At 70.8% G+C, this 25,873-nt stretch carries 24 protein-coding genes; 15 read left to right on the top strand and 9 right to left on the bottom strand.

The features are described from left to right. Positions 1–60: 60 nt before the first annotated feature. From clsA to Aco03nite_RS03595, 11 genes are all read left to right on the top strand, one after another. Positions 61–663, top strand: a complete 603-nt coding sequence (gene clsA / locus Aco03nite_RS03545) for a cardiolipin synthase ClsA (RefSeq protein ID WP_203793118.1) — start codon at positions 61–63, stop codon at positions 661–663. Next, positions 660–1,622 carry a DUF881 domain-containing protein gene (locus Aco03nite_RS03550; RefSeq protein ID WP_203793119.1) on the top strand — a complete coding sequence of 321 codons (963 nt, stop codon included), beginning with the start codon at positions 660–662 and terminating at the stop codon, positions 1,620–1,622. The genes clsA and Aco03nite_RS03550 overlap by 4 nt, the downstream gene beginning before the upstream one ends. Then, entirely contained in the window at positions 1,619–1,951 is a 333-nt protein-coding gene (locus Aco03nite_RS03555) for a small basic family protein (protein WP_092540980.1), read from the top strand. Before Aco03nite_RS03550 ends, Aco03nite_RS03555 begins: the two co-directional genes overlap by 4 nt. Before the next feature lie 7 nt (positions 1,952–1,958). After that, positions 1,959–3,146 (top strand): DUF881 domain-containing protein, encoded by a 1,188-nt coding sequence (locus Aco03nite_RS52590; RefSeq protein ID WP_239144886.1) that lies wholly within the window; start codon positions 1,959–1,961, stop codon positions 3,144–3,146. Positions 3,147–3,161: 15 nt separating this feature from the next. Continuing rightward, positions 3,162–3,542 carry a glycine cleavage system protein GcvH gene (gene gcvH, locus Aco03nite_RS03565; protein WP_203793120.1) on the top strand — a complete coding sequence of 127 codons (381 nt, stop codon included), beginning with the start codon at positions 3,162–3,164 and terminating at the stop codon, positions 3,540–3,542. A 226-nt stretch (positions 3,543–3,768) separates the two neighbouring features. Then, a complete protein-coding gene (gene odhI, locus Aco03nite_RS03570; protein WP_203793121.1) occupies positions 3,769–4,218 on the top strand; it encodes an oxoglutarate dehydrogenase inhibitor Odhl in 450 nt (149 codons plus the stop codon). A gap of 68 nt (positions 4,219–4,286) precedes the next feature. Further along, complete coding sequence (gene ftsR, locus Aco03nite_RS03575; protein ID WP_239144887.1) at positions 4,287–4,955, top strand: transcriptional regulator FtsR; 669 nt, start codon at positions 4,287–4,289, stop codon at positions 4,953–4,955. Between the two features lie 157 nt (positions 4,956–5,112). Beyond that, positions 5,113–5,577 (top strand): bifunctional nuclease family protein, encoded by a 465-nt coding sequence (locus Aco03nite_RS03580; RefSeq protein WP_092540989.1) that lies wholly within the window; start codon positions 5,113–5,115, stop codon positions 5,575–5,577. 197 nt (positions 5,578–5,774) lie between these two features. After that, a complete protein-coding gene (locus Aco03nite_RS03585) occupies positions 5,775–6,329 on the top strand; it encodes a MerR family transcriptional regulator (protein ID WP_203793123.1) in 555 nt (184 codons plus the stop codon). 39 nt (positions 6,330–6,368) lie between these two features. Further along, positions 6,369–8,624, top strand: a complete 2,256-nt coding sequence (locus Aco03nite_RS03590) for an ATP-binding cassette domain-containing protein (RefSeq protein WP_203793124.1) — start codon at positions 6,369–6,371, stop codon at positions 8,622–8,624. An 8-nt stretch (positions 8,625–8,632) separates the two neighbouring features. Then, a complete protein-coding gene (locus tag Aco03nite_RS03595) occupies positions 8,633–9,790 on the top strand; it encodes a pyridoxal phosphate-dependent aminotransferase (RefSeq protein WP_275415811.1) in 1,158 nt (385 codons plus the stop codon). Between the two features lie 53 nt (positions 9,791–9,843). Here the strand turns inward: Aco03nite_RS03595 and Aco03nite_RS03600 are convergent, their stop codons facing one another. Further along, positions 9,844–10,632 carry an alpha/beta fold hydrolase gene (locus Aco03nite_RS03600; RefSeq protein ID WP_203793125.1) on the bottom strand — a complete coding sequence of 263 codons (789 nt, stop codon included), beginning with the start codon at positions 10,630–10,632 and terminating at the stop codon, positions 9,844–9,846. Between the two features lie 95 nt (positions 10,633–10,727). Between Aco03nite_RS03600 and Aco03nite_RS03605 the strand changes: the two genes are divergently transcribed. Then, positions 10,728–11,693: a sigma-70 family RNA polymerase sigma factor gene (locus Aco03nite_RS03605; RefSeq protein WP_203793126.1), complete on the top strand. Its 966-nt coding sequence runs from the start codon at positions 10,728–10,730 to the stop codon at positions 11,691–11,693. Here Aco03nite_RS03605 and Aco03nite_RS03610 read toward each other — a convergent pair. From Aco03nite_RS03610 to asnB, 3 genes are read right to left on the bottom strand one after another with little or no spacing between them, the layout of a single operon-like run. After that, a complete protein-coding gene (locus Aco03nite_RS03610; protein ID WP_203793127.1) occupies positions 11,625–11,978 on the bottom strand; it encodes an STAS domain-containing protein in 354 nt (117 codons plus the stop codon). The two genes, Aco03nite_RS03605 and Aco03nite_RS03610, sit on opposite strands and share 69 nt — an antisense overlap. 37 nt (positions 11,979–12,015) lie before the next feature. Then, the gene (locus Aco03nite_RS03615) at positions 12,016–12,615 is read right to left on the bottom strand and encodes a hypothetical protein (RefSeq protein ID WP_203793128.1); all 600 of its coding nucleotides are present in this window, start codon (positions 12,613–12,615) and stop codon (positions 12,016–12,018) included. Between the two features lie 7 nt (positions 12,616–12,622). Further along, on the bottom strand, positions 12,623–14,557 hold the full coding sequence (gene asnB, locus Aco03nite_RS03620; RefSeq protein WP_203793129.1) for an asparagine synthase (glutamine-hydrolyzing): 1,935 nt from the start codon (positions 14,555–14,557) through the stop codon (positions 12,623–12,625). A 155-nt stretch (positions 14,558–14,712) separates the two neighbouring features. On the opposite strand from asnB, the gene Aco03nite_RS03625 reads away from it, so the two are divergent. Together Aco03nite_RS03625 and Aco03nite_RS03630 are read left to right on the top strand one after the other, a co-directional pair. Then, positions 14,713–15,417 (top strand): response regulator transcription factor, encoded by a 705-nt coding sequence (locus Aco03nite_RS03625; protein WP_203793130.1) that lies wholly within the window; start codon positions 14,713–14,715, stop codon positions 15,415–15,417. Then, a complete protein-coding gene (locus Aco03nite_RS03630; RefSeq protein ID WP_203793131.1) occupies positions 15,414–17,222 on the top strand; it encodes a sensor histidine kinase in 1,809 nt (602 codons plus the stop codon). The genes Aco03nite_RS03625 and Aco03nite_RS03630 overlap by 4 nt, the downstream gene beginning before the upstream one ends. Here Aco03nite_RS03630 and Aco03nite_RS03635 read toward each other — a convergent pair. After that, on the bottom strand, positions 17,216–19,918 hold the full coding sequence (locus Aco03nite_RS03635; RefSeq protein ID WP_203793132.1) for a DEAD/DEAH box helicase: 2,703 nt from the start codon (positions 19,916–19,918) through the stop codon (positions 17,216–17,218). The genes Aco03nite_RS03630 and Aco03nite_RS03635 overlap by 7 nt on opposite strands. 1 nt (position 19,919) lies before the next feature. Further along, positions 19,920–22,409 (bottom strand): DEAD/DEAH box helicase, encoded by a 2,490-nt coding sequence (locus Aco03nite_RS03640; protein WP_203793133.1) that lies wholly within the window; start codon positions 22,407–22,409, stop codon positions 19,920–19,922. Positions 22,410–22,602: 193 nt separating this feature from the next. On the opposite strand from Aco03nite_RS03640, the gene Aco03nite_RS03645 reads away from it, so the two are divergent. Then, entirely contained in the window at positions 22,603–23,196 is a 594-nt protein-coding gene (locus Aco03nite_RS03645; protein ID WP_203793134.1) for a DUF1707 SHOCT-like domain-containing protein, read from the top strand. Between the two features lie 35 nt (positions 23,197–23,231). On the opposite strand, the gene Aco03nite_RS03650 is transcribed toward Aco03nite_RS03645, so the two are convergent. From Aco03nite_RS03650 to Aco03nite_RS03660, 3 genes are all read right to left on the bottom strand, one after another. Beyond that, the gene (locus Aco03nite_RS03650) at positions 23,232–23,777 is read right to left on the bottom strand and encodes a hypothetical protein (RefSeq protein ID WP_203793135.1); all 546 of its coding nucleotides are present in this window, start codon (positions 23,775–23,777) and stop codon (positions 23,232–23,234) included. After that, on the bottom strand, positions 23,774–24,493 hold the full coding sequence (locus Aco03nite_RS53970; RefSeq protein ID WP_203793136.1) for a hypothetical protein: 720 nt from the start codon (positions 24,491–24,493) through the stop codon (positions 23,774–23,776). Before Aco03nite_RS53970 ends, Aco03nite_RS03650 begins: the two co-directional genes overlap by 4 nt. Positions 24,494–24,834: 341 nt before the next feature. Continuing rightward, positions 24,835–25,767 carry a hypothetical protein gene (locus Aco03nite_RS03660; RefSeq protein WP_203793137.1) on the bottom strand — a complete coding sequence of 311 codons (933 nt, stop codon included), beginning with the start codon at positions 25,765–25,767 and terminating at the stop codon, positions 24,835–24,837. Between the last annotated feature and the right edge of the window lie 106 nt (positions 25,768–25,873).

Below are 25,873 nucleotides of genomic sequence, written 5' to 3' on the forward strand. Positions count from 1 at the left end.
GCACCCCGGTCCGCGTACGAGCCGGGCGGGGGCCTCGGCCGAGGGGGAGAGGAAGTCGCGATGTCGCAGCAACCTGCGCCGTCCATCGAATCCTCCAACCGGATCTGGACCCTGCCCAACGCGATCAGCTTCGTCCGCCTGCTCGGCGTCCCGCTCTTCCTCTGGCTGCTGCTCGGTGTCGAGCAGGACGTGGCAGCGGTGATCGTCCTGGCCATCGGCGGTTCGACCGACTGGGTGGACGGCTACATCGCCCGCCGGATGAATTCGGTCAGCCGCCTCGGTGAGCTGCTCGACCCGTTCGCCGACCGGCTCTACATCCTGGCCACCCTGATCGGGTTCACGGTGCGTGAGGTGGTGCCGCTCTGGCTCACCGGGGCGCTGCTGGCCCGCGAGGCGGTGCTCGGTGTGGTGCTGCTGGTGCTGCGGCGCCGCGGTTACGGCCCGCCGCCGGTGCACTACGTCGGCAAGACCGGCACGTTCCTGCTGCTCGCCTCGTTCCCGATCATCCTGCTCTCGCAGGCGGTGCCGGGGGTGTCCTGGTGGGCGGTGCCGGTCGGCTGGGGGCTGTCCTGGTGGGCGCTCGGGCTGTACTGGTGCGCCTGCCTGCTCTACATCGTCCAGGCGTACCGGGTGATCCGGGCCGACCGCGAGGAATCGTCGTGACCGACCCCGCGGGATCGGCCGTCGACCGGCTCGCCGCCGTCGGCAGCGCGACCGAGGGGCCACCGGACCCGGACGGCAAGACCAAGGGCAAGCGGACGTACGGACCGGACTTCCTGACCGCGCTCTTCCAGGACCCGCTCGACCCCGGGTACGCGGACGCCGCGGCCCGCCGGGCGGCCGAGGGCCCACGGTCCGGCGCACGCCGCTGGTCCGCCCGGACCGCCGCCGCGCTGACGTTGTCGGTGATCGGGTTCCTGCTGGTCGTCGCCTACCAGAAGACCGTCGACGAGGAGCCGGCGCGGACCCAGGCGCGGGACACCCTGATCGGCCAGATACAGAATCGCCGGTCCGAGACCGAGCGCCTGCAGAAGAAGGCCGACGACCTGGGCGGCGAGGTCGCGGCGCTGCGGGAGAGCGAGCTGGGCGGCGCCGCGGTGGCCCAGCTGCGTGACCTGGAGGCGATCACCGGGGTGGCGAGGGTGCGCGGCTCCGGCGCCCGGATCACCCTCGTCGACGGTCCCACCTCGGTGAACGCGGTGACCGGCGAGCGGCGGACCGAGGCGCAGGTCAAGGACACCGACCTGCAGCTGGCGGCGAACGCGCTGTGGGAGTCCGGGGCCGAGGCCGTCACGATCAACGGCCAGCGGCTGACCGCGACGTCACGGATCCGGCAGGCCGGCGAGGCGATCCTGGTCGACATCCGGCCGGTGGCGTCGCCGTACCAGATCGTCGCGATCGGGCCCGGTGACCTGGCGGACGACTTCCGTAAGGGGTACGCCGGGCAGTTCTTCGAGCTGCTGTCGTCCCGGTTCGGGATCTCGTTCGAGGCGGCCAAGGCCAAGGACGTGACCCTGGAGGCGGCGACCGACCTGAAACTGCGGTCCGCCGAGCCGAGTGTGGAGCCATCGGCCGCCGGTTCGGGTGGGCCGGAACCCTCTGTGACGGAAGGCGGCCGATGATCGCCGTACTCGCCCTGCTCGCCGGTGTCCTGCTGGGCATCGTGTTCGAACCGGCCGTGCCGCCCGAGCTGGTGCCGTACCTGCCGATCGCGGTGGTGGCGGCGCTGGACGCGGTGTTCGGCGGAGTTCGGGCCAAGCTGGACGGGATCTTCGACGACAAGCAGTTCGTGGTGTCGTTCATCTCGAACGTGCTGGTGTCCGCCCTGATCGTGTACGTGGGGGACCAGCTCGGCGTGGGCGGTCAGCTGTCCACGGGTGTCGTCGTCGTGCTCGGGGTGCGGATCTTCGGTAATGTCGCGGCCATTCGACGTCACCTCTTCAGGGCGTAGGTAACCGATGACTGACGACGAGGAGCCGACGGCCGCGCTCCATGGCGGCACGGGTGAGCACCGGGTGCCCCCGAAGCCCCCGGTGCACCCCGGCACGGGCGAGCACCGGGTCGTGCCGGTGATCAGCAGCACGGGTGAGCACCGGGTGGTCCCTTCCGTGGGCGGTACCGGCGAGCACCGGGTCGTTCCCTCCGTGGGTGGTACCGGCGAGCACCGGGTCGTTCCTCACCTGAGCGGTACCGGGGAGCACCGGGTGGTCCCGCCGGTGAGTGGCACCGGCGAGCACCGGATCGTGGCGCGGGACGACGAGCCGGCTCTGCCGCTGGCGGGCGCTTTCCCCGGCGTACCGGCAAGCGGTGGTATTGATCTTGATCCTCCGAAGGACCCGCTGACGGCTGCGCCGGACGACGGGCCGCGGGCCACTCCGGTGGTGGAGGAGACGAACAGCACGTCACCCGATCCGTCGATTTCCGCCGCCCCCGGCAAAGGTGATCTTGATCGCCCGGCCCGGCGGCGGCCGGCTCCGGCGGGCACCCTGATCTGGGTGCTGCTGGCGCTGCTCGGGTTCACCCTGGTGGTGCAGCTGCGCAGCAACGACGCCGACGACGGGCTGTCCGCGGCGCGGCAGGAGGACCTGGTCCGGATCCTCAGTGATCTGGAGGCACAGGACAGTCGTCTGCTGGCCGAGATCCAGGGCCTGGAGCAGAGCAAACAGCAGCTCACGTCGGGTGTGGCCGGTCGCGAGGCGGCGCGCGCCGAGGCGGAGAAGCGCAGTCAGGAACTGGGCCTGCTGGCGGGTACGGTTCCGGGGCGGGGCCCCGGTCTGGACATCACCCTGACCGATGTCCGCGCCTCGGACGTGCTGAACGCGGTGCAGGAGCTGCGCGGCGCCGGCGGCGAGGTGATGCAGTTGAACGGAGCGAACGGCGGCGCGGTGCGGGTGGTCGCGTCGAGTTTCTTCGTGGATGCTTCGGGCGGCGGCATCATCGCCGACGGGGACCAGCTGACCGGTCCGTTCCACCTCCTGGTGATCGGGCCGTCCGGAACGATGAGTACGGCGCTGCAGATCCCGGGCGGGGTGGTGGCGTCGGCGAAGAACGACGGCGGTAGCGTGACCATGGACTCGCGTTCCATGGTCGAAGTGTCCGTGGTCCGCAAGGCAGCGGCCTTGCGATACGCGCGTCCGGTTTCGTGATTAACGGAGGAAGCGTTGATTCCTGAGGATCTGCGGTATACCGCGGAGCACGAGTGGGTCGCCGGTGACGGCAGCGGGCCCGTGCGGGTGGGCATCACCCATTTCGCACAGGACGCTCTGGGCGACATCGTCTACGTGCAGCTGCCCGACGAGGGCACGGTGGTGCAGGCGGGGGACTCGCTCGGCGAGATCGAGTCGACCAAGAGCGTCTCGGAGATCTACGCGCCGATCGCCGGCACGGTGGTGGCGAAGAACGCCACGCTCACCGACGAGCCGGAGATCATCAACGGCGAGCCGTACGCGGCGGGCTGGCTGGTCGAGATCGCGCCGGAGGATCCGGCTTCGGTTGCGGCTCTGCTTGACGCGGCGGCGTATCGTGCGCTCACCGAAAGCTGATCACACCGACAGCTGACGCGGCGGGGCATTTTCATACCCGTCCATTCGTTCTCCCGCGAGTCCGGTTGCTCTGCGATATTGGCGCTGACTAGGCTCGCGGAGCACACGAAGAACTGTTATTCCTTTGAAACCGATAGTCGTGCGTCGGGCCGCAATGGCCTCGGCGGGGCTGCAACGTCGCCGCCCACGCCGGGAGGCGACGACCAACTGATCCGTGAGGTGGTCCATGACGCGCCCAGACGACGAGTTCCCCCCGCTCGACGTCACGTCCACGCTGAACCTTGGCGCCCTTGACGAGGTGCTGGAGGGACCCGAGACGGACGTGGTTCCGAGCCGGATGGCCGGCTCGCTCCCCCCGGGGATGGCTCTGCTCGTGGTGCGCCGCGGCCCCAACGCGGGTGCCCGGTTCCTCCTCGATCACGACGTGACGACCAGCGGCCGTCACCCGGACAGTGACATCTTCCTCGACGACGTGACGGTGTCGCGCCGCCACGCCGAGTTCCACCGGGACAGTGGCTTCTTCACCGTCCGCGACGTCGGCTCGCTCAACGGTACGTATGTGAACCGCGAAAGGGTTGAAGCCGCGACCCTCAGCAATGGCGACGAGGTCCAGATCGGCAAGTTCCGTCTGGTGTTCATCGCCGGTCCGCGGCCGGAGGGCGAGGGCCGGGCGTGACGGCGTCGGGGGCGGCAGCGCGTGACCCGGGGGCTTCGCGTCCTCAGGACGGGCGTGAGGGTGCGCTGATGAGCATCGGGGAGGTGCTGGCCCATCTGCGCACCGAGTTCCCCGACACCACGATCTCCAAATTGCGGTTCCTGGAGGCGGAGGGTCTTGTCGACCCGCAACGCACCGCCTCCGGGTACCGGAAGTACTCGTGGAACGACGTGGCCCGGCTGCGTTTCGTGCTGACCGCGCAGCGGGATCAGTACCTCCCCTTGCGGGTGATCCGGGAGCAGCTGGACCGGATGGAGAAGGAGCCGCCGGCTCCGCAGCGGCCGACCCTGGTCGCGGTGGGCACCCAGCAGCCCCGGGATCTGTCCGACAGCCGGATCCCGAAAGCGGATCTGCTGGAGCGGACCGGGGTCGACGAGGCGGTGCTCGCCGAGCTGGAGCAGACCGGTCTGGTCGTGGCCCGCCCTCCGGGGTGGTACGACGCGGATCAGGTGATCATCGTGGAAGCGGTGGTGGGCCTGACCCGGTTCGGGCTGGAGGTGCGGCACCTGCGTGCCTTCCGCAACGCCGCGGACCGTGAGGTGGGGCTGTTCACACAGTTGCTGGCCCCGCTGGCGCGTCAGCACGACCCGGCGGCCCGGGCGCGGGCGGCCGACACCGCCCGTGAGCTGCAGGCGCTCTCTCAGCGTCTGCACGCGGCTCTGGTGCGCTCGGGGCTCCGGGGCGAGTTGGGCCGCTGAACCCGTCGCCGCACGGATCGGGCACCTCTGGTGTGCGTGTACCGTGCAGGTACGGGCGGCTTTGTCAAAACGGTCGTTCCCGCGTGAAAAGGTACGGCTCGAAAAACTGACGGCACGGAAAACTGACGACACGAAACGGACGACACGGAGGCGGGCGGTGCGCGAGCTGAGCGTGGTCGGGGTCCGGGTGGAGCTGCCCAGCAACCAGCCGATCGTGTTGCTGCGGGAGGTCGACGGAGACCGTTACCTGCCTATCTGGATCGGGGCGGTCGAGGCGACCGCCATCGCCTACGAGCAGCAGGGGGTCAAGCCGGCTCGGCCGCTGACCCATGATCTGCTGCGGGACATCCTGGCGGCGCTGAAGGCGCCGTTGAAAGCGGTGGAGATCACCGAGCTGAAGGACAACGTCTTCTACGCCGATCTGCTGATCGGTGACAACCTGCGGGTGTCCGCGCGGCCGAGCGACTCGATCGCTCTGGCGCTGCGGGTGGGCGCGCCGATCCGTTGTGCCGACCAGGTGCTCACCGAGGCCGGTATCGTGATCCCGGACGAGCAGGAGGACGAGGTCGAGAAGTTCCGCGAGTTCCTCGACCAGGTCAGGCCGGAGGACTTCGCGGGCTGAGCCAGCATCCGGTCAGGGCCCGGCCAGGGTTGAGCCAGGACAGGGCCAGGCTGGCATCGACGGTCTCCCTTAGCCCGGAAGCGGCGTGTCGAGCGGTTACCTCCATGTTTCGGTGCCGATTGAGATATACGCTCGTGAAGTCCAGGTGAACCGGCACACCGCCTAGATTTTGATCATGGGCGCGGGGAGGTAGTCGCGTGCACGAGCAACCTCTTGAAGGCCCACTCGTCGGCGAGGACGGGGAAGTCGGATATCGGGGAGTGACCGCTTGCCAGGCGGTCGGCATCAGTTACCGTCAGCTCGATTACTGGGCCCGGACCACGCTTGTGGTGCCGAGTGTCCGGGACGCGTCGGGCTCCGGGACCCAACGTCTCTACTCGTTCCGGGACCTGGTCGTCCTGAAAGTCGTGAAGCGGCTGCTGGACGCCGGGGTCTCGTTGCAGAACATCCGCCGGGCCATCGACACGCTGCGTTCGCGCGGGGTGGACGATCTGGCGGAGATCACCCTGATATCGGACGGGACGACGGTGTACGAGTGCCGGTCCCCCGAGGAGGTCGTCGATCTGCTGCAGGGCGGGCAGGGCGTCTTCGGGATCGCGATCGGCGGGGCGTTCAAGGAGATCCAGGGTTCGCTGTCGCATCTGCCGTCGGAGCCGGCCATGGGCCCGCAGCCGGTCGGGATCGACGTTCCGCAGCAGGCGACCGAGGGTGACGAGCTGGCCGCGCGCCGGGCCCGTCGGCGCGCGGGGTAACGGACAGAATCCGGCCGCAATCGTGGCTACTGTCGCGGAGTGAAGCACATCGCAGACGGTCACGATGTCATTCAGGTCCGCGGGGCCCGGGAGAACAACCTCCGGGACGTCTCGCTCGACGTACCCAAGCGGCGGTTGACGGTTTTCACCGGTGTCTCCGGCTCCGGCAAGTCGTCGCTGGTGTTCGGCACCATCGCCGCCGAGTCCCAGCGCATGATCAACGAGACGTATTCGGCGTTCCTGCAGTCCTTCATGGGCAGCCCGGCCCGGCCGGACGTGGACGCGCTGCACAATCTGAGCGCCGCCATCGTCGTCGACCAGGAACGGATGGGCGCCAACGCCCGTTCCACCCTCGGCACCGCTACCGACGCGTACACGCTGCTCCGGATCATTTTCAGTCGTCTCGGTACACCGGGTGCGGGTAGCGCGCTGGCCTACTCGTTCAACGCCGAGGGCATGTGCCCCGGCTGCGAAGGGCTCGGCAAGGTCTCCACACTCGACATCGACCAGCTCGTCGACCGGTCGAAGTCGATCAACGAGGGTGCGATCACCGTGCCCAACTTCAGCGTCGACGGCTGGTACGTGCGGGCCTACGCCGAGTCCGGGCTGTTCGACCCGGACAAGCCGGTCGGCGAGTTCAGCGAGCAGGAGCTGCACGACTTCCTGCACCGGAGCGGGACCAAGGTCAAGGTCAACGGCATCAACACGACGTACGAGGGACTCGTGGTGAAGGTGCAGCGGATGTACCTGGCCAAGGACCGCGAATCGGTGCAACCGCACATCCGCGCCTTCATCGACCGGGCCGCCACCTTCGCCTCCTGCGCGGACTGTGGCGGCGCCCGGCTCAAGCCCGCGGTCCTGGACTCGCGGATCGACGGGCGCAACATCGCCGAGTGCTCGGCCATGCAGGTCAGTGATCTGGCGGCGTTCCTGTCCGGGATCACGGCGCCGGGTGTCGGGCCGGTGGTGGCCACACTGCGGCAGACCCTGGACTCGCTGGTCGAGATCGGTCTCGGGTATCTGTCGCTGGACCGGGAGTCGGGGACGCTGTCGGGTGGGGAGGCGCAGCGGGTCAAGATGGTGCGGCACCTCGGGTCCAGTCTCACCGACATCACCTACGTGTTCGACGAGCCGACCGTGGGGCTGCATCCGCACGACATCCAGCGGATGAACTCGCTGCTGTTGCGGCTGCGGGACAAGGGGAACACGGTGCTCGTGGTGGAGCACAAGCCGGAGACGATTTTTGTGGCCGACCATGTGGTGGACATCGGTCCCGGGGCGGGGCCGAACGGGGGACGGATCCAGTTCGAGGGCACAGTTTCCGGGCTGCGTGCTTCGTCCACGCTGACCGGGCGGTATCTGGGGCACCGGGTGGAACTCAAGAAGGTTCCCCGCGACAAAACCGGAGACATCGCGATTCGGCAGGCGCGGACCCACAACCTGCAGGACGTCGACGTGGACGTCCCCACCGGGGTGCTGACCGTGGTGACCGGGGTGGCCGGATCCGGCAAGAGTTCCCTGGTGCACGGCTCGATCGGCCGGCGCGAGGGCGTCATCGTCGTCGACCAGTCGGCGATCCGCGGCTCCCGGCGCAGCAACCCGGCCACCTACACCGGCCTGCTCGACGCCGTCCGGGCCGCCTTCGCCAAGGCCAACAAGGTCAAACCGGCGCTGTTCAGCGCCAACTCCGAGGGCGCCTGCCCGAACTGCAAGGGCATCGGCCTGGTCTACGTGGACCTGGCGATGATGGCCGGGGTCGCCAGCGTGTGCGAGGAGTGCGAGGGCCGCCGGTTCACCGCCGAGGTGCTGGAGTACAAGTTGCGGGACCGGGACATCAGCCAGGTCCTGGCGATGCCGGTCAGTGAGGCGGTCGAGTTCTTCACCGAGAAGGCGGCCCGCACCGTCCTGGAGCGCCTGTCCGCCGTCGGCCTCGGCTACATCACCCTCGGGCAGCCGCTGAACACGCTGTCCGGTGGCGAGCGACAGCGGCTGAAACTCGCCGTCCACATGGGCGGCGGCACCGCCACCTACCTGCTCGACGAACCCACCAGCGGCCTGCACCTGGCCGACGTCGACCAGCTGCTGGCCCTGCTGGACCGGCTGGTCGACAGCGGCAACACGGTCGTCGTCATCGAACACCACCTGGCGGTGATGGCCCACGCCGACTGGATCATCGACCTGGGGCCGGGCGCCGGGCACGACGGTGGCCGTGTGGTCTTCACCGGCACTCCTACCCAGCTGGTAGAGCAAGCCGATACCGTGACGGCTCAGCACCTACGCGGATACGTTTCCTAGGGGGACACGTGCGCAACGAGCGCCTGGCCGAGTTCGGGACGACCATCTTCGCCGAGATGTCGGCGCTCGCGGTCGCCACCGGATCGATCAATCTCGGACAGGGGTTCCCGGACACCGACGGCCCGGCGAGCCTGCTGCAGTCGGCGGCCGACGCGATCCTGGCCGGGCGGGGCAACCAGTACCCGCCCGGCCCCGGGATCCCCGAACTGCGGGCGGCGGTCGCCGGGCACCGGCAACGGCACTACGGACTGTCGTACGACCCGGACACCGAGGTCCTGATCACCGCGGGCGCCACCGAGGCGATCGCGGCGGCGCTGCTCGGGCTGCTCAACCCCGGCGACGAGGTGATCGCCCTGGAGCCGTACTACGACTCGTACGCCGCCTGCATCGCGATGGCCGGCGCCCACCGGGTGCCGGTGACCCTGCGCCCGCCGGCGTTCGCCCTGGACGCGGACGCGCTGCGGGCCGCGGTGACCCCGCGCACCCGGATCCTGCTGATCAACAGCCCGCACAACCCGACCGGCGCCGTCCTGTCCCGCGCCGAACTGCAGGCGATCGCCGACGTCGCGATCGAACACGACCTGGTGGTGATCACCGACGAGGTGTACGAGCACCTGGTCTACGACGACGTCGTGCACCTCCCGCTGGCCGGCCTGCCCGGCATGCGCGACCGCACGGTGTCGATCAGCTCGGCCGGCAAGACGTTCTCGGTCACCGGGTGGAAGATCGGCTGGGTCCTGGCCGCCCCGCCACTGCTGGCCGCGGTCCGCTCCGCGAAACAGTTCCTGACGTACGTCAACGGCGGCCCGTTCCAGTACGCGGTGGCCGAGGCCCTGGACACCCTGGACCCGTCGTTCTACACCGGCTTGCGCGACTCCCATCGGACCCGCCGCGACCTGCTCGCGACGGGCCTGACCGAGGCGGGTTTCCGGGTATTCGTCCCCCGGGGCACCTACTTCATCACCGCCGACGTCTCTCACCTGGGCGTCGACGGCGTGACGTTCTGCCGGGAACTCCCGTCCCGCACCGGCGTGGTCGCCATCCCGTCCTCGGTCTTCTACGACAACAAGGCAGCCGGCGAGTCCCTGGTCCGCTTCGCCTTCTGCAAACAGGAGCCGGTTCTACGGGAGGCCGCCGCCCGCCTGGCCGCCCTGCGCCCGTCCTGACCCGTGGTGCCCCGTGACACCCGGACCGGCACAGGCGCCCCCGCCCGGCCGGGTCAGTCCTGGGTCAGGAAGGACAGGGCGATCGGGGCGAACAGCGGCGAGTCCAGGATGTCGTAGTGGGTGGTGCCGGGGATGATCGCCAGGGCGTGGCCGCCCTTCGGGCGGCCGGAGCGGTCCCAGCCGCCGTCACGCCGGCCGCCGTCGAGCAGGGCGAAGACCTCGGTCCAGTGGCTCGCCGGGACCATGTCCGCGTCCGCGCCGACGATCATCGTGGGGACCCGCAGGCCGCGGATCTCCTCGGTCAGGTCGTAGTCCTGCTGCATCGACGCGCCGATCTTGTCCAGCAGGCGGGGGAAGTCCTCCGGCCTCGGCGCGACCCGCTGGTACAGCTCGTACATCGGGGTGTCCTTCATGAACTCGGCCGCCGCCCCGTTGACCTGGGCCTGCTGCTCCAGGAGTTCCGGGAAGAAGGCGCTGCGCCGGATCCCGGCGGACCCGGACACCAGCCGGCCGACCTTCTCCGGCGCCGCGATCGCCAGGCGCAGGGCGACCCCGGCGCCCAGGGAGAACCCGACCACGTGTGGCTTCACCAGGCCCAGGTGGTCGATGAGCGCCGCCACGTCCCGGGCCATCTCGGGCAGGCTGATCGGCCGGTCGATGTCGGCGGTCCGGCCGTGGCCCTGCAGGTCGGGCAGGATCACCTGGTGGTCGGCGGTGAACGCGGGCAGCATCGGGGTGAACATCTCGCCGGAGCCGAGCCCGCCGTGCAGCAGGATCACCGGCTTCCCGGAGCCGTGGATCTCGTAGTACAGGTTGATGCCGTTGACCTCGGCGTAGCTCATGCGTGTCTCCTCCATCGGGTTGTCCCGGGGTAGACCAGCACATCCGCCGGAACTCATCGGTGGCATCGGCCGGAATTGCCAGTAGATTTCTCCCGGTGAGCGCAGGCATCGAGGCCCAACTGGAACGGTTCCGTCCCGAGTTGATCGGCTACTGCTACCGGATGATGGGCTCGGCGTTCGAGGCCGAGGACGCCGTCCAGGAGACCCTGATCCGGGCGTGGCGTGCCCACGACTCGTTCGAGGGCCGGTCGTCGCTGCGGTCCTGGATCTACCGGATCGCCACCAACGTGTGCCTGACGATGGCCGACGCCGCGCAGCGCCGGGTCCGGCCGATGGACCTGGGGCCGGCCGGCGACGGGCGGGCGACCGATCCGGGCGCGGTCCACCCGGAGCAGATCTGGGTGGGGCCGGTGCCCGACGAGCGGGTGCTGCCGGAGGGCTCCGACCCGGCCCGGCTGATCGCCGAGCGGGAGTCGATCCGGCTGGCGTTCGTGGCCGCGCTGCAGCATCTGCCGGCCAAGCAGCGGGCGGTGCTGATCCTGCGGGAGGTGCTCGCCTGGTCGGCGCAGGAGACCGCGGAACTGCTGGACACCACGGTGGCCGGGGTGAACAGCGCCCTGCAGCGGGCCCGCGCCACCCTGGCCGAGGTCACGCCGACGGCCGGGGACGCCTTCCAGCCCCTGGATCCGGCACAGCGCGAGCTCCTGGCCCGCTACGTCAAGGCCTTCGAGTCGTACGACCTGGGCGCCCTGACCGCACTCCTGCACGAGGATGCCACCCTGTCGATGCCGCCGCTGGCGCTGTGGCTGCGCGGGCCGGAGCACATCACCGCGTGGATGACCGGCACCGGCAGCGGCTGCCGCGGTTCCCGGCTGATCCCGGCGATCGCCAACGGCATGCCCGCCTTCGCGCAGTACCGGGCCGATCCGGAAGGCGCCGGGCACGTCGCGTGGTCGCTCGTCGTCCTGGGTGTCGAGGGCGACCGGATCACGTCAATCAACAACTTCCTCGACACCGCCCGCCTGTTCCCGATGTTCGGCCTGCCGGAGCGGCTCGACTGAAGCCTGCCGGAGCGGTTGAACCGACAGCGGCCCGTCCAGCCCGAGCATGATGATCAGCTCGCGCAGGGCGGGCTGCGCGTTGCGGATGGTCAGACGGCACCCGTGCCGCCGGGCGGTCAGCCGCAGCCGGGCCAGCGCCTCGACCGTCACCACCCCCGGATCGGCCCCGGCGACGTCGCACTCCACGATGCCGCCGGGCCCGGCCGGCAAACGCCCGGCCAGGTCCGCACACAGCACCGGGATGTCCGTACGCCGGAGGCCGGACGGAACCACGAAGTACGCCATGAAAGAGAGGACCGCTCCCGGCCCCGGAACTCATCGGTCAGCGGGTCAGCGCCCCCGCGACGTCGAACACCGCGCCGCACGACGGGCAGTCCACCCGCCCGAACAGCAGCGGCACCGACGCCGCCACCTCGGAGAACCCGGCCGCCAGCGCCTCGCGGTGCAGGCGGGCGGCCAGCGGCACGGTCAGCGCCGGGACGACCGGGCTGTCCGCCGGGTCCAGCGAGATCAGGTGCTCGCCGTCGCAGTGCGGGCAGGCCACGTCGGCCTCGCCATCGCTGAGCAGGTCCAGGCTGCGGCCCCAGGTCTCGTCGCCGTCCAGGCCGAGCAGCGCCTGCTGCAGGTAGACATACATCCGGGCGTCGGAGGCGCCGGCCTCCAGGTTCTCCCGGGTGAGCAGGCGCAGCGCGGTGATCTCGTCGGCGAACCCGGGCCGGTCGGGGGCGTCCAGGGCCACAAAACCGGCCAGCACCAGCGGGCGTTCCCGGTCGGCGGGGGTGAACCCGGCGCAGACCCGGGCCAGCCACGGCAGCAGGCGCTCGCTGCCCGCGTTGGCGTACCCCTGGTCGCAGGTGTCGTTCCAGACCACGTCCCAGGCGGGCGACCGCGGGTCGGCGGCCGCCTCGTCCAGAAGAGTCACCCGCCGATCATGACGCAACCGGGACGGCAAGCGGGCCGCGGGGTGCCGGCATCGCGGGGGCGGCCGGCGGGGCCACCACGATCGACTTCTCCACCGCGATCGCGTGCCACAGGCAGAACATCGCCACCGTCCACACCTTGCGGGACCGGTCCTGACCGCCGGCCCGGTGCTCGGCCAGCAGGCCCCGCACGTACTCCAGATCCAGCAGGTGATCGGCCTGCGAGGTGGCCAACAGGTGATCCACCCAGTCGCCGATCGGGCCGCGCAGCCACAGCCGGGTCGGGGTGGGGAAGCCCAGCTTGCGGGCCGAGCGCACCGACTCCGGGACGATGCCCTTCATCGCCTCGCGCAGCGCGTGCTTGGTGACCTGGGAGCCGTGCGGCAGCTTCAGCTCGGTCGGCAGGCCGGCGGCGGCCGCGTAGACCTGCTGGTCCAGGAACGGCACCCGCAGTTCCAGGCTGTGCGCCATCGACATCCGGTCGGCCTTGACCAGGATGTCCCCGGGCAGCCAGGTGTGCAGGTCGACGTACTGCATGGAGGCGACGTCGTCCACGTCGGCGGTCTCGGCGTACAGCTGGGAAGTGATCGAGGTGTGGGGTTGTGCGGTGAACCGCATCAGCCGGGCCTTCTCGTCGGGGGAGAAGATCCGCGCGTTGCCGTAGTAGCGCTGCTCGATCGGGGTGGTGCCGCGCTCCAGGAACGACCGGCCGCGCACCCCCTCGGGCAGCACCTCGGCCAGGTGTTTCAGGCCGCGTTTCATCCCGGCGGGCAGCTTCTCCACCCCGCCCAACGACAGCGGCTCGCGGTAGATGGTGTACCCGCCGAACAGCTCGTCGGAGCCCTCACCGGACAGCACCACGGTCACGTACCTCGACGCCGTCCGGGCCAGGAAGTAGAGCGGGATCAGCGACGGGTCGGCCACCGGGTCGTCCAGCAGCTGGATGATCCGGGGAAGGTGGGTGAGCACGTCCTCGTCGGTGACCACGGTCGGGGTGAGCCGGATGCCGAGCTGGTCGGCGGTGTCCTGAGCGATCTCGATCTCCGAGTAACCCTGGGCGGCGAACCCGGCGGTGAACGCGTGCAGGTCCGGCTTCTCCCGGGCGGCCAGGGCGGCGATCGCGGACGAGTCGATCCCGCTGGACAGGAACGTGCCGACCGGCACCTCGGCGTGCATGTGCTTGCGGACGCTGTTGGTCAGCGCGTCCTGGATCGCCTGGTAGGCGGCCTCCGGCTGGACGTGCAGCGGCCGCAGCGACGGCTTGAACCAGCGGTGCAGCCGCACCCCGCCGCCCGGGGTCCAGACCAGGCGGTGGCCCGGCGGCAGCCGCCGGATGTGCCGGTGCAGGCTGATCGGGTCCGGCACGAACTGGAACGTCAGATAGTGCGCGACCGCCTCGGTGTCCAGGGCCGGGCCAGCCGGGGCCGCGAACGGGTCCAGGGCCTTGCGCTCGCTGGCCAGGTGCAGGCCGTCGGCGGTCTCCAGCACGTACAGCGGCTTGATGCCGAATGCGTCCCGGGCCGCGTGCAGGGTGCCGGACCGGTGGTCGTAAGCCACGAACGCGAACATGCCCCGCAGCCGCGGCAGCGCCGCCTCACCCCAGTAGTGGAACGCCGCCGCCAGCACCTCGCTGTCGCCGTCGGTCGCGAACTCGGCGCCGTGCAGACGGATCAGGTCCGAGCGCAGCTCCCGGTAGTTGTAGATCTCGCCGTTGAACACCACGGTCCACCGGCCGGCGTAGTGCAGCGGCTGCACCGAGTTCTCCCGGTCGATGATCGCCAGCCGCTTGAAGCCGAAGGCGAAGCCGTCACCGGCCACGATCTGGGTGTCGTCCGGACCCCGGTGATGGATGGTCGTCAGCGCGGCCTCGAAGGCCGAGCGGAAGACCGCGTCCAGTGGTCCGGCGTCCGGCCGGCTGCTGACGAAAGCACTCAGGCCACACATCGCGGCACCTCCTCAGGGAACGAAGAAGGCGACCGTAGACAGCGACCTGTGAAGAACTTGTGCGGAAGCTGACGAGAATTCGCACGGCACGAATCCGGGATCTGATCTTCATAGGTTCTTCGCATTTCTCGACCTCCGGGATCCGCTGGGTCAGAATGCGAAACGTGACCGCCCGTATCCTGGTAGCCGACGACGATCCGAAGCACGCCCAGCTGATCCGCCTCTATCTGGAGCGCGAGGGCCATCAGGTGCTGACTGTGGGTGACGGCCGGGCGGCGCTCGAACAGACCCGGGCCCGCCGCCCCGACCTGCTGGTGCTGGACTGGATGATGCCCGAGGTCGACGGCCTGGACGTGTGCCGGATCCTGCGCGCCGACCCGGACACCACCCTCGCGAACGTGGCGATCCTGCTGGTCACCGCCCGGTCGGCGGAGAACGACATGCTGCTCGGCCTGGACATCGGCGCCGACGACTACCTGGCCAAACCGGTCAGCCCCCGGGAGCTGACCGCCCGGATCCGGGCCCTGCTGCGCCGGACCCGCGGCAACGAGGCCTCCGACGTGCTGCGGGTCGGCGACATCGAGGTCGACGCACCCCGGTTCGAGGTACGGGTGGGCGGCGCCCCGGTCCGGCTGACCGCCAAGGAGTTCGGCATCCTGGAACTGCTCGCCCGCGAACCCGGCCGGGTCTTCACCCGCGGGCAGATCCTGGACAAGACGTTCGGGTTCGAGAACGAGGTGTCCGAGCGGACCGTCGACGCGCACGTGGTCAACCTGCGCCGCAAGATCGAGATCAACCCCGCCGAGCCGCGGTACGTCCAGACCGTCTACGGCCGTGGCTACCGGATGGCCGAGCAGTGAGTTTCCGGCTGCGGATCTTCCTGCTGGTGCTGGTCACCACGGTCACCGCGATCGGGGCGACCGCCTGGCTGACCCTCAGCCTCACCTCCCGCGAACTGGAGCGCGCCGAACACGCCCGGGACCGCCACCAGGCCGACATCCTCGACGCGGTCAGCCGGTTCGGGCTGCTCAACGGCCGGTGGAACGGCATCGACACGATCACCGCCGAACAGTCGAAGAGAACCGGCCTGCACATCCGGATCGCCACCCGGGAGGCCGAGGAGGTGCTGGCCGACTCCGACACCCTCGAGGGCCGCGCCGCCGGTCCGGTCCAGCTGGTGCCCGCCGACATCAACCCGTTGCCCGGCCTGAGCGAGGACACCGTCACGGCCGCCCAGCGGCGCGCCTTCACCCTGCAGAAGGAGAAGAAGAAGCCGAGAGCGGAACGGGCGGACGAGCCGCCGCGGCGGCCCGGCCGGGGCTCGTTGCGGGCCCGGCCCGATCTGCCGGCCGACCTGTTCGCGACCGTTCCCACCGGCGGCGATCCCGCCTACCTGGCGCTGCTGGAGGCGACCCAGTACCGTGCGGCGCTCGCCTCGGTCCGGTGCATGGCCCAGAACGGCGGGCCCCCGGCCGCGCTCACCCTGGCCGTGCCGCCCTACCTGGACGACGCGCGCCGCCTCGCGCAACCCGACTGCGTCGAGAGCAACACCAGCCGGATCCTGGGCGACGAGGCCTGGCTCGCCGACGCCTGGCTCCAGCTCGGCGGATGCGACGAGTACCTCGAAGGGCTCGACAAGTGCCTCATGCTCGGGTTCGCCGATGCCGTGTCCACCAGTTCCGCCCTGCCGGTCCGGGTCTACTTCGGCGGTCGGCAGGACATCGACCTCGCATCGGTGCAGCGCCCGGCCCTGCTCGGCGGCGCCGTGCTGTTGCTGGCCGCCGCCGTCGGCACCGCCTGGATCGCCCGGCGGATCAGCCGCCCGGTCCGGCTGCTCACCGGCGCCTCCCTGCAACTGGCCGCCGGGCATCTCGACGCCCGGGTGCCGATCCGGGGCGAGGACGAGCTGGCCCGGCTCTCCGGGGCGTTCAACGCGATGGCCGAGGCCCTGCAGCGCAGCGAGGAACGCCAGCGCCGCCTGGTCGCCGACGTCGCCCACGAGCTGCGGACCCCGCTGTCGAACCTGCGCGGTTACCTGGAGGGCCTCGCCGACGGGGTGATCGAGCCGACCCCGGAGCTGTTCGCCTCGCTGCACGAGGAGACCCTGCTGCAGCGGCGGATCCTCGACGACCTGCAGGTGCTGGCCCTGGCCGAGGCCGGTGAACTCGGGTACGACCCGCAGCCGCTCGACCTGTCCGAGCTCACCACCACCGCGGCCACCCTGCACCGGGCCGTCGCCGCCGAAGCCGGCGTCGAGGTGATCGTGGACGTGCCCGCGCCGGTCGAGGTGTGTGTCGACCCGGACCGGATGCGGCAGGTGCTGGGCAACCTGATGAGCAACGCCATCCGCTACACCGACGCCGGTGGCCGGGTCGAACTGCGGGTCGTCCGGGACGGCCCGGACGCGGTCCTGACGATCCGGGACACCGGTGTCGGGATGAACGCCGACGAGGTGTCCCGGGTCTTCGACCGGTTCTGGCGTGCCGACCCGGCCCGGCAGCGCGCCACCGGCGGCTCCGGACTGGGCATGACCATCGTCCGCCGCATCGTGGTGGACCAGGGTGGCGACATCACCGCGGCGAGTGTCCCCGGTCTCGGCACCACGTTCACCGTCCGCCTGCCGGCCGTGACCCACATAGACCGCATCACCGACCCGGGCTACTGAAGGGCGGCGATCTCCAGGGCGGCCCGGCGCGGGTCGCCGCCCCAGCGGGACGGGAACGCGTCGACCAGCCGCCAGCCCGCCCGGTGCAGGGCCGACTGGCGGGCCAGATGCGCCTCCGGACCGTCCGGGTGCACCCCGCACAGCACGCCGACCGGGCCCGCGCACAGGTCCAGATGCCACGAACCGACCTGGTAGCCGGGCCGGATCGGCACCTCCAGGCGCTCCAGCTCGACCGCCAGGCGGGCCGCCCAGCCGATCGGATCCGGACCCGGCTGCAGTGCGCGGCCCGGTTCGGCGGCGTGCGCCAGGTAGTCGGCGAGCACACCGGCCGGTGGCTCGGTCAGGGCGCTGAGCAGCACCAGCCGCTTACGGGCCCGGGTGATCATCACGTTGAACAGCTGCGGGTCGGTGACAAACCGGCGGCGGCCCGCGGTGTCGTCATCGGTCAGGGCCAGGGACACCACCACCGCGTCGGCCTCGCTGCCCTGGAAGGCGTGCACCGTGCCGACCCGCAGCCCCAGCTCCTCGATCCGCTCCACCCGGAACGCCTTGACCAGCGCTTTCTCCAAGGCGTCGGCCTGCGCCCGGAACGGGGTGAGCACGCCGATGCCGCGGAACCCGGCCGCGGCCAGCTTCTCCACCGCCGCCACCGCCGCGGGCACCTCGTCGCCGTCGACCGCGACCACCTCGATCGCCCGGTCCGCGTCGGCCTCCGGAGTCCGCGTCATGATCGAGATCCGGTCGTCGTAGAACCGCCGCGCCGAGAACCCGATCAGGTGCGGCACGCTGCGGAAATGCTCGTTCAGCCAGGTGGCCGGGGCGGCCGCGGCGGCCAGGTCGAAGGTGCTGACCCGGCGCACGTCGAGGCGGTCGTCGGCGCCGTGCCGGGCCAGCACCTCACCCACCCCGGCGTCACTGACGAACGACACGAACCGCAACTGCCGCGGATCCCCGACGATCAGCGCCCGTCTCGCCCGGGCCAGCACCGGCGCCGCCCGCACCTGATCCACGTGCGACGCCTCGTCGATCACCACCAGGTCGAACAGCCCCGGCGCGGCGGGCAACAGATCCTCCACGTCGGCAACCGTCCCGATCCACAACGGCAGCGCCTGGACCAGCGGCGGAGCATCCAGCCGGGCCAGCAGCTCCCGCCGCCGGTTGCGCCCGGCCCGCAACGCGGTGGCCAGCGCGGCAGCCGCCCGCCGCCCGTCGCCGTCCCACCGCTTGGCACTGCGGGCCGCATGCCGGACAGCGACCCCGGCGGCATCCCGCAACTCCTGCTCAGCGACATGCAACCGAGCCCACCGCCCGGCCAGATCCCCACCCCCACTCACCGCGATCCGCGCCGCCGCACGCTGAGCGGTCCCAGCGGCCAGAGCCTCGAGAACCCGCCCTTCCGGTACGCCAACAGAGACCCGCAGCAGCCGATGAGCCCGCTTCCGATCTGCCGCCGACCGCCGCCGTCCCCACCATCCGGCGGATGCGGTCCGGTCCGCGGCCGCCCCGAGGAGGCGGGAGACCTCGGCCAGATCGGTGGAGTCGTCGAACGCGCCGGGGACGTCTGCGGACAGGGCGGCCAGCATCGGCTCGAACTGCTCCAGGCCGGCGGCCAACTGTTCGGCGTGGAGGAGTTCGGTGAGGGCGGTGCGCTCCCGGCGTACCGCAGCAAGGGTTTGATCCATGGTGTGGCGGTCGGCGCGCAACTGCCGTGCGGTGACGCCCTCGTCGGCGCCCGCGGCCAGGGTGGTGGCCAGGTCGTCCCGGCTGGTGGTGTCGCCGAACAGGACCGGGGCCGGGCCCGGATAGCGGGCCAGCAGGCCGGCCAGGACCTCCGCGGCGTGCGGGGACTGGGTGGCCACCAGGACCGAACCGCCGCGCGCCACCACCTCCAGGGCCGCCGCCACCACCGTGTGGCTCTTGCCGTTGCCGGGCGGGCCGGAGACGACCGTGACCGGCGCGGTCCGCACCCGGGCCACGACACGTTCCTGAGCGGCGCTCAACGGCAACGGTGAGACCACCGCCTCGCCGTCGACCGGTTCCGCGCCCCGATCGTCACCACCGTCGTAGAGGGCGGCCAGGGCCGTTCCGGACAGGTCGCGGCCGGCCCAGGTGAGCAGGGAGTCGCGGAGGCCGCCGCCGAAGACGTCGCGGACCACGAACAGGGCGGCCCGCGCGACCAGGACCAGACGGTCCTTCGGCAGCCGGGTGGTGGCTTCGGTGACCGCGTCGAACGCCAGCCCGGTCGCCTCGGCCGCCGATGTCAGCCAGGCTTTGCTGCCGATTGCCGACAGCCAGTTCGCCCCGTTCAGATTGGGCGCCGCCTCCAGCCCGGCGGCCCAGCCCCGGTCCTCGACCAGCGGGGTGATCTCGACGTCGCCGGCCGGCACCACCCGGTAGCCGGTCAGGGCGCGCTCCAGGCGCACCGGCTGGGTCAGCAACGGCGCCCGGACCTTGCGCGACGTCCCGTCGACGTCGACCTGACCGGCCAGGAAACCCCAGCCGCGATGCAGGATCCGCTCCTCGCGGTGCAGCGCGTCCAGGGCCGCCAGCCGGTCCGTCTCGGCCTTACGCGGCGCCTTCTCCGCATCGGTCAGCCACACCAGCGGCTGACCGCCCCGGGTGACGTCCAGCCCGCGGTCGCCGGTCCCGGCCGGAGCCAGATCGGCGAGAACCGCGAGGACCGCCGCCGGGGTCACCTCATTGCGGGCCGACGGCGGTGACGGTGATCGCCGCCGAGCCCGTCTCGTCCGATGCGGCCAGGTCCACGGTCGCCTCGATACCCCAGTCGTGGTCCTCGTTCGGGTCCTCGAACACCTGCCGGACCGTCCACACCGTGGCGCCCTGATCGATGTGCAGGAACGCCGGGCCACGCGCGGACGGGCCGGTGCCGAGCGTGGCATATTCCGTGAAGTAGTCCTGGATCGCCTTCTGCCAGCGGTCCGACGTCCACCCGGCCTCCGCGTCCATCTCGCCGAGCAGATCCCAGCGGCGCAGCGCGGCCAGCTCCACCCGGCGGAACATCGCGTTGCGGACCAGCACCCGGAACGCCCGCGCGTTACGGGTGACAGCCGGCGGCTTGTCGTCGATGCGGACCTCGGGGGCCTCGTCACCGGTCGGGTTCTGCAGGCGCGCCCACTCGTCGAGCAGACTGGAGTCGACCTGCCGGACCAGCTCACCGAGCCACTCGATCAGGTCGGTCAGCTCCTCGGTCCGGGCGTCCTCCGGCACCGTCTGGCGCAGCGCCCGGTAGGCGTCCGCCAGGTACCGCAGCACCAGGCCCTCAGAACGGGACAGGCCGTAGAACGACACGTACTCGGTGAACGTCATGGCCCGCTCGTACATGTCCCGGACCACCGACTTGGGCCGCAGCTCGTAGTCGGCCACCCACGGCTGCCCGCGCCGGTACGTCTCGTACGCCGCCTCCAGCAACTCCTTCAACGGCTGCGGCCAGGTCACGTCCTCCAGGAGCACCATGCGCTCCTCGTACTCGATGCCCTCGGCCTTCATCGCGTTGACCGCCTCGCCGCGCGCCTTCTTGCGCTGCTCGGAGACGATCTGGCGGGGGTCCTCCAGGGTCGACTCGATCACCGAGACGACGTCCAGCGGGTACTCCGGCGCCTCCTTGTCGAGCAGCTCCAGACAGGCCAGGGCGAAGGGGGACAGCGCCTGGTTCAGGGCGAAATCCAACTGCAGATCATCGACCAGCTTGTACGGGCCGGCCTCGCTGCGGACGATGACCCCGCCGGCGATCAGGGCCCGCGCGATGCCCACCGCCCGCCGGATGTGCCGGCGCTGGGCGGGCCGCTCCTCATGGTTCTCGGTGAGCAGGTGCTTCATCGCCTCGAACGGGTCGCCGCCCCGGTTCATCACGTTCAGCAGCATCGCGTGGCTGACCTGGAACGACGACGTCAACGGCTCCGGCTCGGCCTCGACCAGCCGGTCGTAGGTGGGCCGGCCCCAGCCGATCGTGCCCTCCGGCGGCTTCTTGCGGACCACCTTGCGGCGCTTCTTCGGGTCGTCACCGGCTTTCGCCAGGGCCCGCTCGTTGTCGATCACGTGCTCCGGGGCCTGCACGATCACCGTGCCGATGGTGTCGTAACCGGCCCGCCCGGCCCGGCCCGCGATCTGGTGGAACTCGCGCGCCTTCAACAGCCGGGTCTTCACGCCGTCGTACTTCGACAGGCCGGTGAACAGCACCGTGCGGATCGGCACGTTGATGCCGACACCGAGCGTGTCGGTGCCGCAGATGACCTTCAGCAGGCCGGCCTGGGCCAGGGTCTCCACCAGCCGCCGGTACTTCGGCAGCATGCCCGCGTGGTGCACGCCGATGCCGTGCCGGACCAGCCGGGACAGGGTGCGCCCGAAACCGGCGGTGAACCGGAAGTTGCCGATCGCGGCGGCGATCGCGTCCTTCTCCTGCCGGGTGCACATGTTGATGCTCATCAGCGACTGCGCCCGCTCCAGCGCCGCCATCTGGGTGAAGTGCACGATGTAGACCGGGGACTGCCGGGTCTCCAGCAGCTCCTCGATGGTCTCGTGCAGAGGCGTCGTCGCGTACTCGAAGATCAGCGGGACGGGACGCTCCGCGTTCGCCACCACGGCCGTCTCCCGGCCGGTCCGCGCGGTCAGGTCGTCCTTGAACCGGGTGGTGTCACCCAGCGTCGCCGACATCAGGATGAACTGCGCCTGCGGCAGCTCGATCAGCGGCACCTGCCAGGCCCAGCCCCGGTCCGGCTCGGCGTAGAAGTGGAACTCGTCCATCACCACCTGGCCGACGTCGGCGTCCGCACCCTCGCGCAACGCCAGGTTCGCCAGGATCTCCGCGGTGCAGCAGATGATCGGGGCATCCGCGTTGACACTCGCGTCACCGGTCAGCATGCCCACGTTCTGCGCGCCGAAGACCGCGCACAGGGCGAAGAACTTCTCACTCACCAGGGCCTTGATCGGCGCGGTGTAGAAGGTGGTGCGGTCACTGGCCAGGGCCGCGAAGTGCGCGCCGGTGGCCACCAGGCTCTTGCCCGAGCCGGTCGGGGTGTTCAGGATGACGTTCGCGCCGGTCGCGATCTCGATCAGCGCCTCCTCCTGATGCGGGTACAGGGTCAGGCCCTGTTCCTCGACCCACGATTGAAAGGCGTCGAAGACGGCGTCAGGTTCGGCGGAGCCCGGGAGGCGATCGGTCAGCGTCATGATCTGACAAGTGTGTCAGCTGGCTCCGAACGCGGCGTACAGGGGACCGGCGATCCCACCGGCCAGGCTCACCAGTGCGGCCACTACGGCGATGGTTGCGGCTATCCGTGATCTCATGGCCGTCATTCTGCAGAGACCCGGTTGCGGTACGGGGTGCAACTCGGTGGTAGCGCGCGGTGGATAGGGTCACAGCGTGGGATCACCTGTACCGGCGCCGATCTCCGACGGCGACCGCGAGCGAGTGTCCGAGCTGTTGCAGCAGGCGTGCGGCGACGGCCGGATCACCCTGGAGGAGTTCAGCGTACGAGTCGGCGCCGCCTGGGCCGCCTCCACCGACATCGAACTGGCCCGGGCCACCCAGGGTCTCGCCCCCCTCTCCGTGGTGGGCACGGCCCGCACCGTCGAGAAGGTCGTCACCGTCCTCAGCGAGCGCAAACGGCGCGGCCGGTGGCGGCTGCGATCCGGCCGGCTCAAGGTCTTCACCCTGCTCGGGTCCACCAAACTCGACCTGCGTGAGGTGATCACCGGCGAGGACGTGATCGAGATCGAGGGCAGCTGCCTGTTCGGCGAGTTCGTCGTCATCGTCCCCGAGGGGGTCGAGGTCGAGCTGAGCGGGATGAACGCGCTCAGCTCCGAGGAGTTGCGGCTGGCGGCGGTGCCCCGGCTGCCCGGGACGCCGGTCGTGCGGGTTCGGGTCGACGCCTGGTTCAGCAGTGTCGAGGTGCGGTCCAAGAAACCCGGGGACACCACGGTCCGCGACTGGATCTCGGAGAACCTGGGTCTCTGAACCCCGGCCCGCCGGGCCCGATCCCTCTGGTCCGGTCAGCGGGGGCCGATCACGTCGGCGGGCCGCAGCGGGGGAGTGGCCGCGGCCTGACCCTGCCGGGCCTCGGCGATCGCGTGGGCCGTCACCATCTGGGCGCGGGCCGTCGCCACCTGCTGGGCGGCCATCTGGAAACCGCTCACCTGGCGCTCGAACAGGACCATCGCGGCGGGACTCGGGACGGGCGGCGGGATCGGGTCCAGGATCATCGGCCCGGCGATCAGCAGCCCGTTGGCGGCGGCGATGGCGCGGGCGGTCGCCATGCTGCCCTGCGCGGTGGCCAGCAGCTCGCCGTACCGGGAGAAGGTCGCGGCGGTCGCGTCGATCTGTGCCCGCAGGGCGTCGGTGCGGTCGGCGGCCTGCGCCATCCGGTCGGCGAACCTGGTCCCGGCGGCACCCTGCCACCCGTCCCGGGCCTCCGCGGACGCCGACCGCAAGCTGGTCGCGCCACCGTCGACCTCGAACCCGAGCCGGGTCCGCAGCCATTGGGCCCCGACGTGCAATGAGCCGGGATCACCGTCCAAGCGGGTGTCGAGAGGCATCATCGACCTCCGAGGTTCCGCGCCGGCCCGGCACCGTCGATGCTGTCCGCGTGGCTCGCACCGCCGGCCGGGTGGAAGCTGCCGCTGTTCCGCGCCGGCCCACCACCGTCGATGCTGTCCGCCGGCCCGGAGTTCCCGAAGTTCCGCACCACCCCACCACTCCCGGCCCCGTCCGCGGCGCCGCTGCTCCCGGCGTTCCTATCGGCGCCGGCCACGTCGCGCGCAAAGCCGTCCGCGGCCGCGGCACCGGTCCCAGCTCCAGTCCCAGCCTCAGCCCCGGTCTTGGCGCCGGCTCCGGCCTCGGTCCCAGGCCCGGTCCCAGTTTCGGGCCCGGTCTTGGTGTCGGCGTCGGTCTCGGGGCGGGTTTCGGCTTCGGGCCTGGTTCCGGCTTCTCCTCCTGCTTCGGCCCCCGAAGGGGTGGGTGACAGGGCGGGAGGTGGTGGCTGGGAATTCATGTCCTGGGCGTGGGCCTGGTCTTCGGCGGCGTAGGTCTGGTTTGCCTGGGTCACGCGGGCGGCTGCCTCCTGGAGACCCTCGGCCAGGCCTTCGGCGTCGCGGACCAGGCGGGTGATCAGGTCGTCGAAGATGGGGGTGTCGGTGCCGGCATTCGGGGCTCCGGGTGATCCGGAAGCGGTGGTCCGCAGCGCGTCCCTGGAACGCCCGAGCTGATCGGCGATTCCTTCGAGCGACGCCGGGTCGACGTGCAGTCGATCGGTCATGGCCCATTCCCCCTCGAAACCGGCATTTATTTCAGCCGATGCCTTCCGGGCCCGGCAGGGCGCAGAAGCTGACGCCCGGGTGTACCAGCGCCTCGCCGAATCGGTTCAGCAACGCATCGAACTTTTTCCGCGACGGTGAGTCACCGCTGGTGGTGGTGGGGAAGCCACGAAGGGCCGGGCGGCGACCGGAAGGGAAAAAGAGGGCCAAAGGGGAGGCCCAGCGGTGAGAAATGCGGGCGGCGAGGGGAAGGGCCGGCGGCGAGAAATGCGGCCGGGCGGTGACCTTCGGGGAGCGGGCGGTGACCTTCGGGGGAGAGGGAGAGGGAGGCGGGGTGGGGTGGTCAGGCGTTGGTGAAGCGGCGGTGGCGGATTCGGTCGATGGCCTGCTTGGTGCCCAACTCGGCGCGGTCGGACGGGTTGTCCCAGTAGTGGCGGATCGTCTCGTGCACCAGCGTGGGGTCGGTCAGTAGCCACGTGTCGGTCACCACGAAAGCGGGCAGCAGCGGGTGGACCGAGCGCAGGCCCCTCGGCAGGTAATGGCGGAGGGTGTCCTCCCCGGTGGGGTCCACGTCCATGATGATGGCGCGTTCGTGACCGGATTCGATCGCGTCCACTGCCACGATCGAGGCCCACGGGGAGTACTGGACGAAGGTCAGGCCCCGATGGTGCAGGCCCTCCGGAGTTAGGGTCAGCCAGCCCGGGGCCAGGTAGATCATGAAGGCTGTCGACACCGCCACCAGCAGGCAGAATGCCAGGATCACCGCGGCGAACACGGTTCTTCCGATGCCGTCGCCGATGGACAGCAGGGCGAACCAGGTCAGGCCCAGGACGGCGATCGTGATCGGGGCCACGTACCAGTAGTAGCCCCACTTCGCGTAGCTGAACCCGGTTCCGAGGGGGTCGTTCTCCGGCATCGCCGGACCCCGGCGCAGTGGCACCCAGCGCAGGTACACCGCGTAACCGATCAGGTGGCCGAACAGGGCCGCGAACAGCACACACATGCCCGCTTCGGTCCAGGCCCCGCGCTCGAAACCCCGGCCCGCGAGGACCGTGCTGGTCGCGGTGAGCAGGGTCATCACGGCGATGAACGGCAGGATCCAGCGGGGTGGATAACGCGGACCCCAGAGCGGCCCGGCGGCCTCGACCTGGGAAGCCGCAGGAGACGCCTGGGCGGAGACCTCAGGACTGGACTCGGAAGGGGATCCAGGGGAGGTCTCGGGGGAGGAGACCTCAGGGGAGACCTCGGGAGAGATCTGAGAAGACTGACTCGACATCCACGGCTCCGTCCGCCGATCGACTGCGGCTGGTGAGGGGTACGCACGTCGATGAACGGCGGTTCGAAAGGGGGCATGCCACGTTAGCATTGTCGGGGCCTACGAC

It is taken from the genome of Actinoplanes couchii, from assembly GCF_016862075.1.
Lineage (GTDB): Bacteria > Actinomycetota > Actinomycetes > Mycobacteriales > Micromonosporaceae > Actinoplanes > Actinoplanes couchii.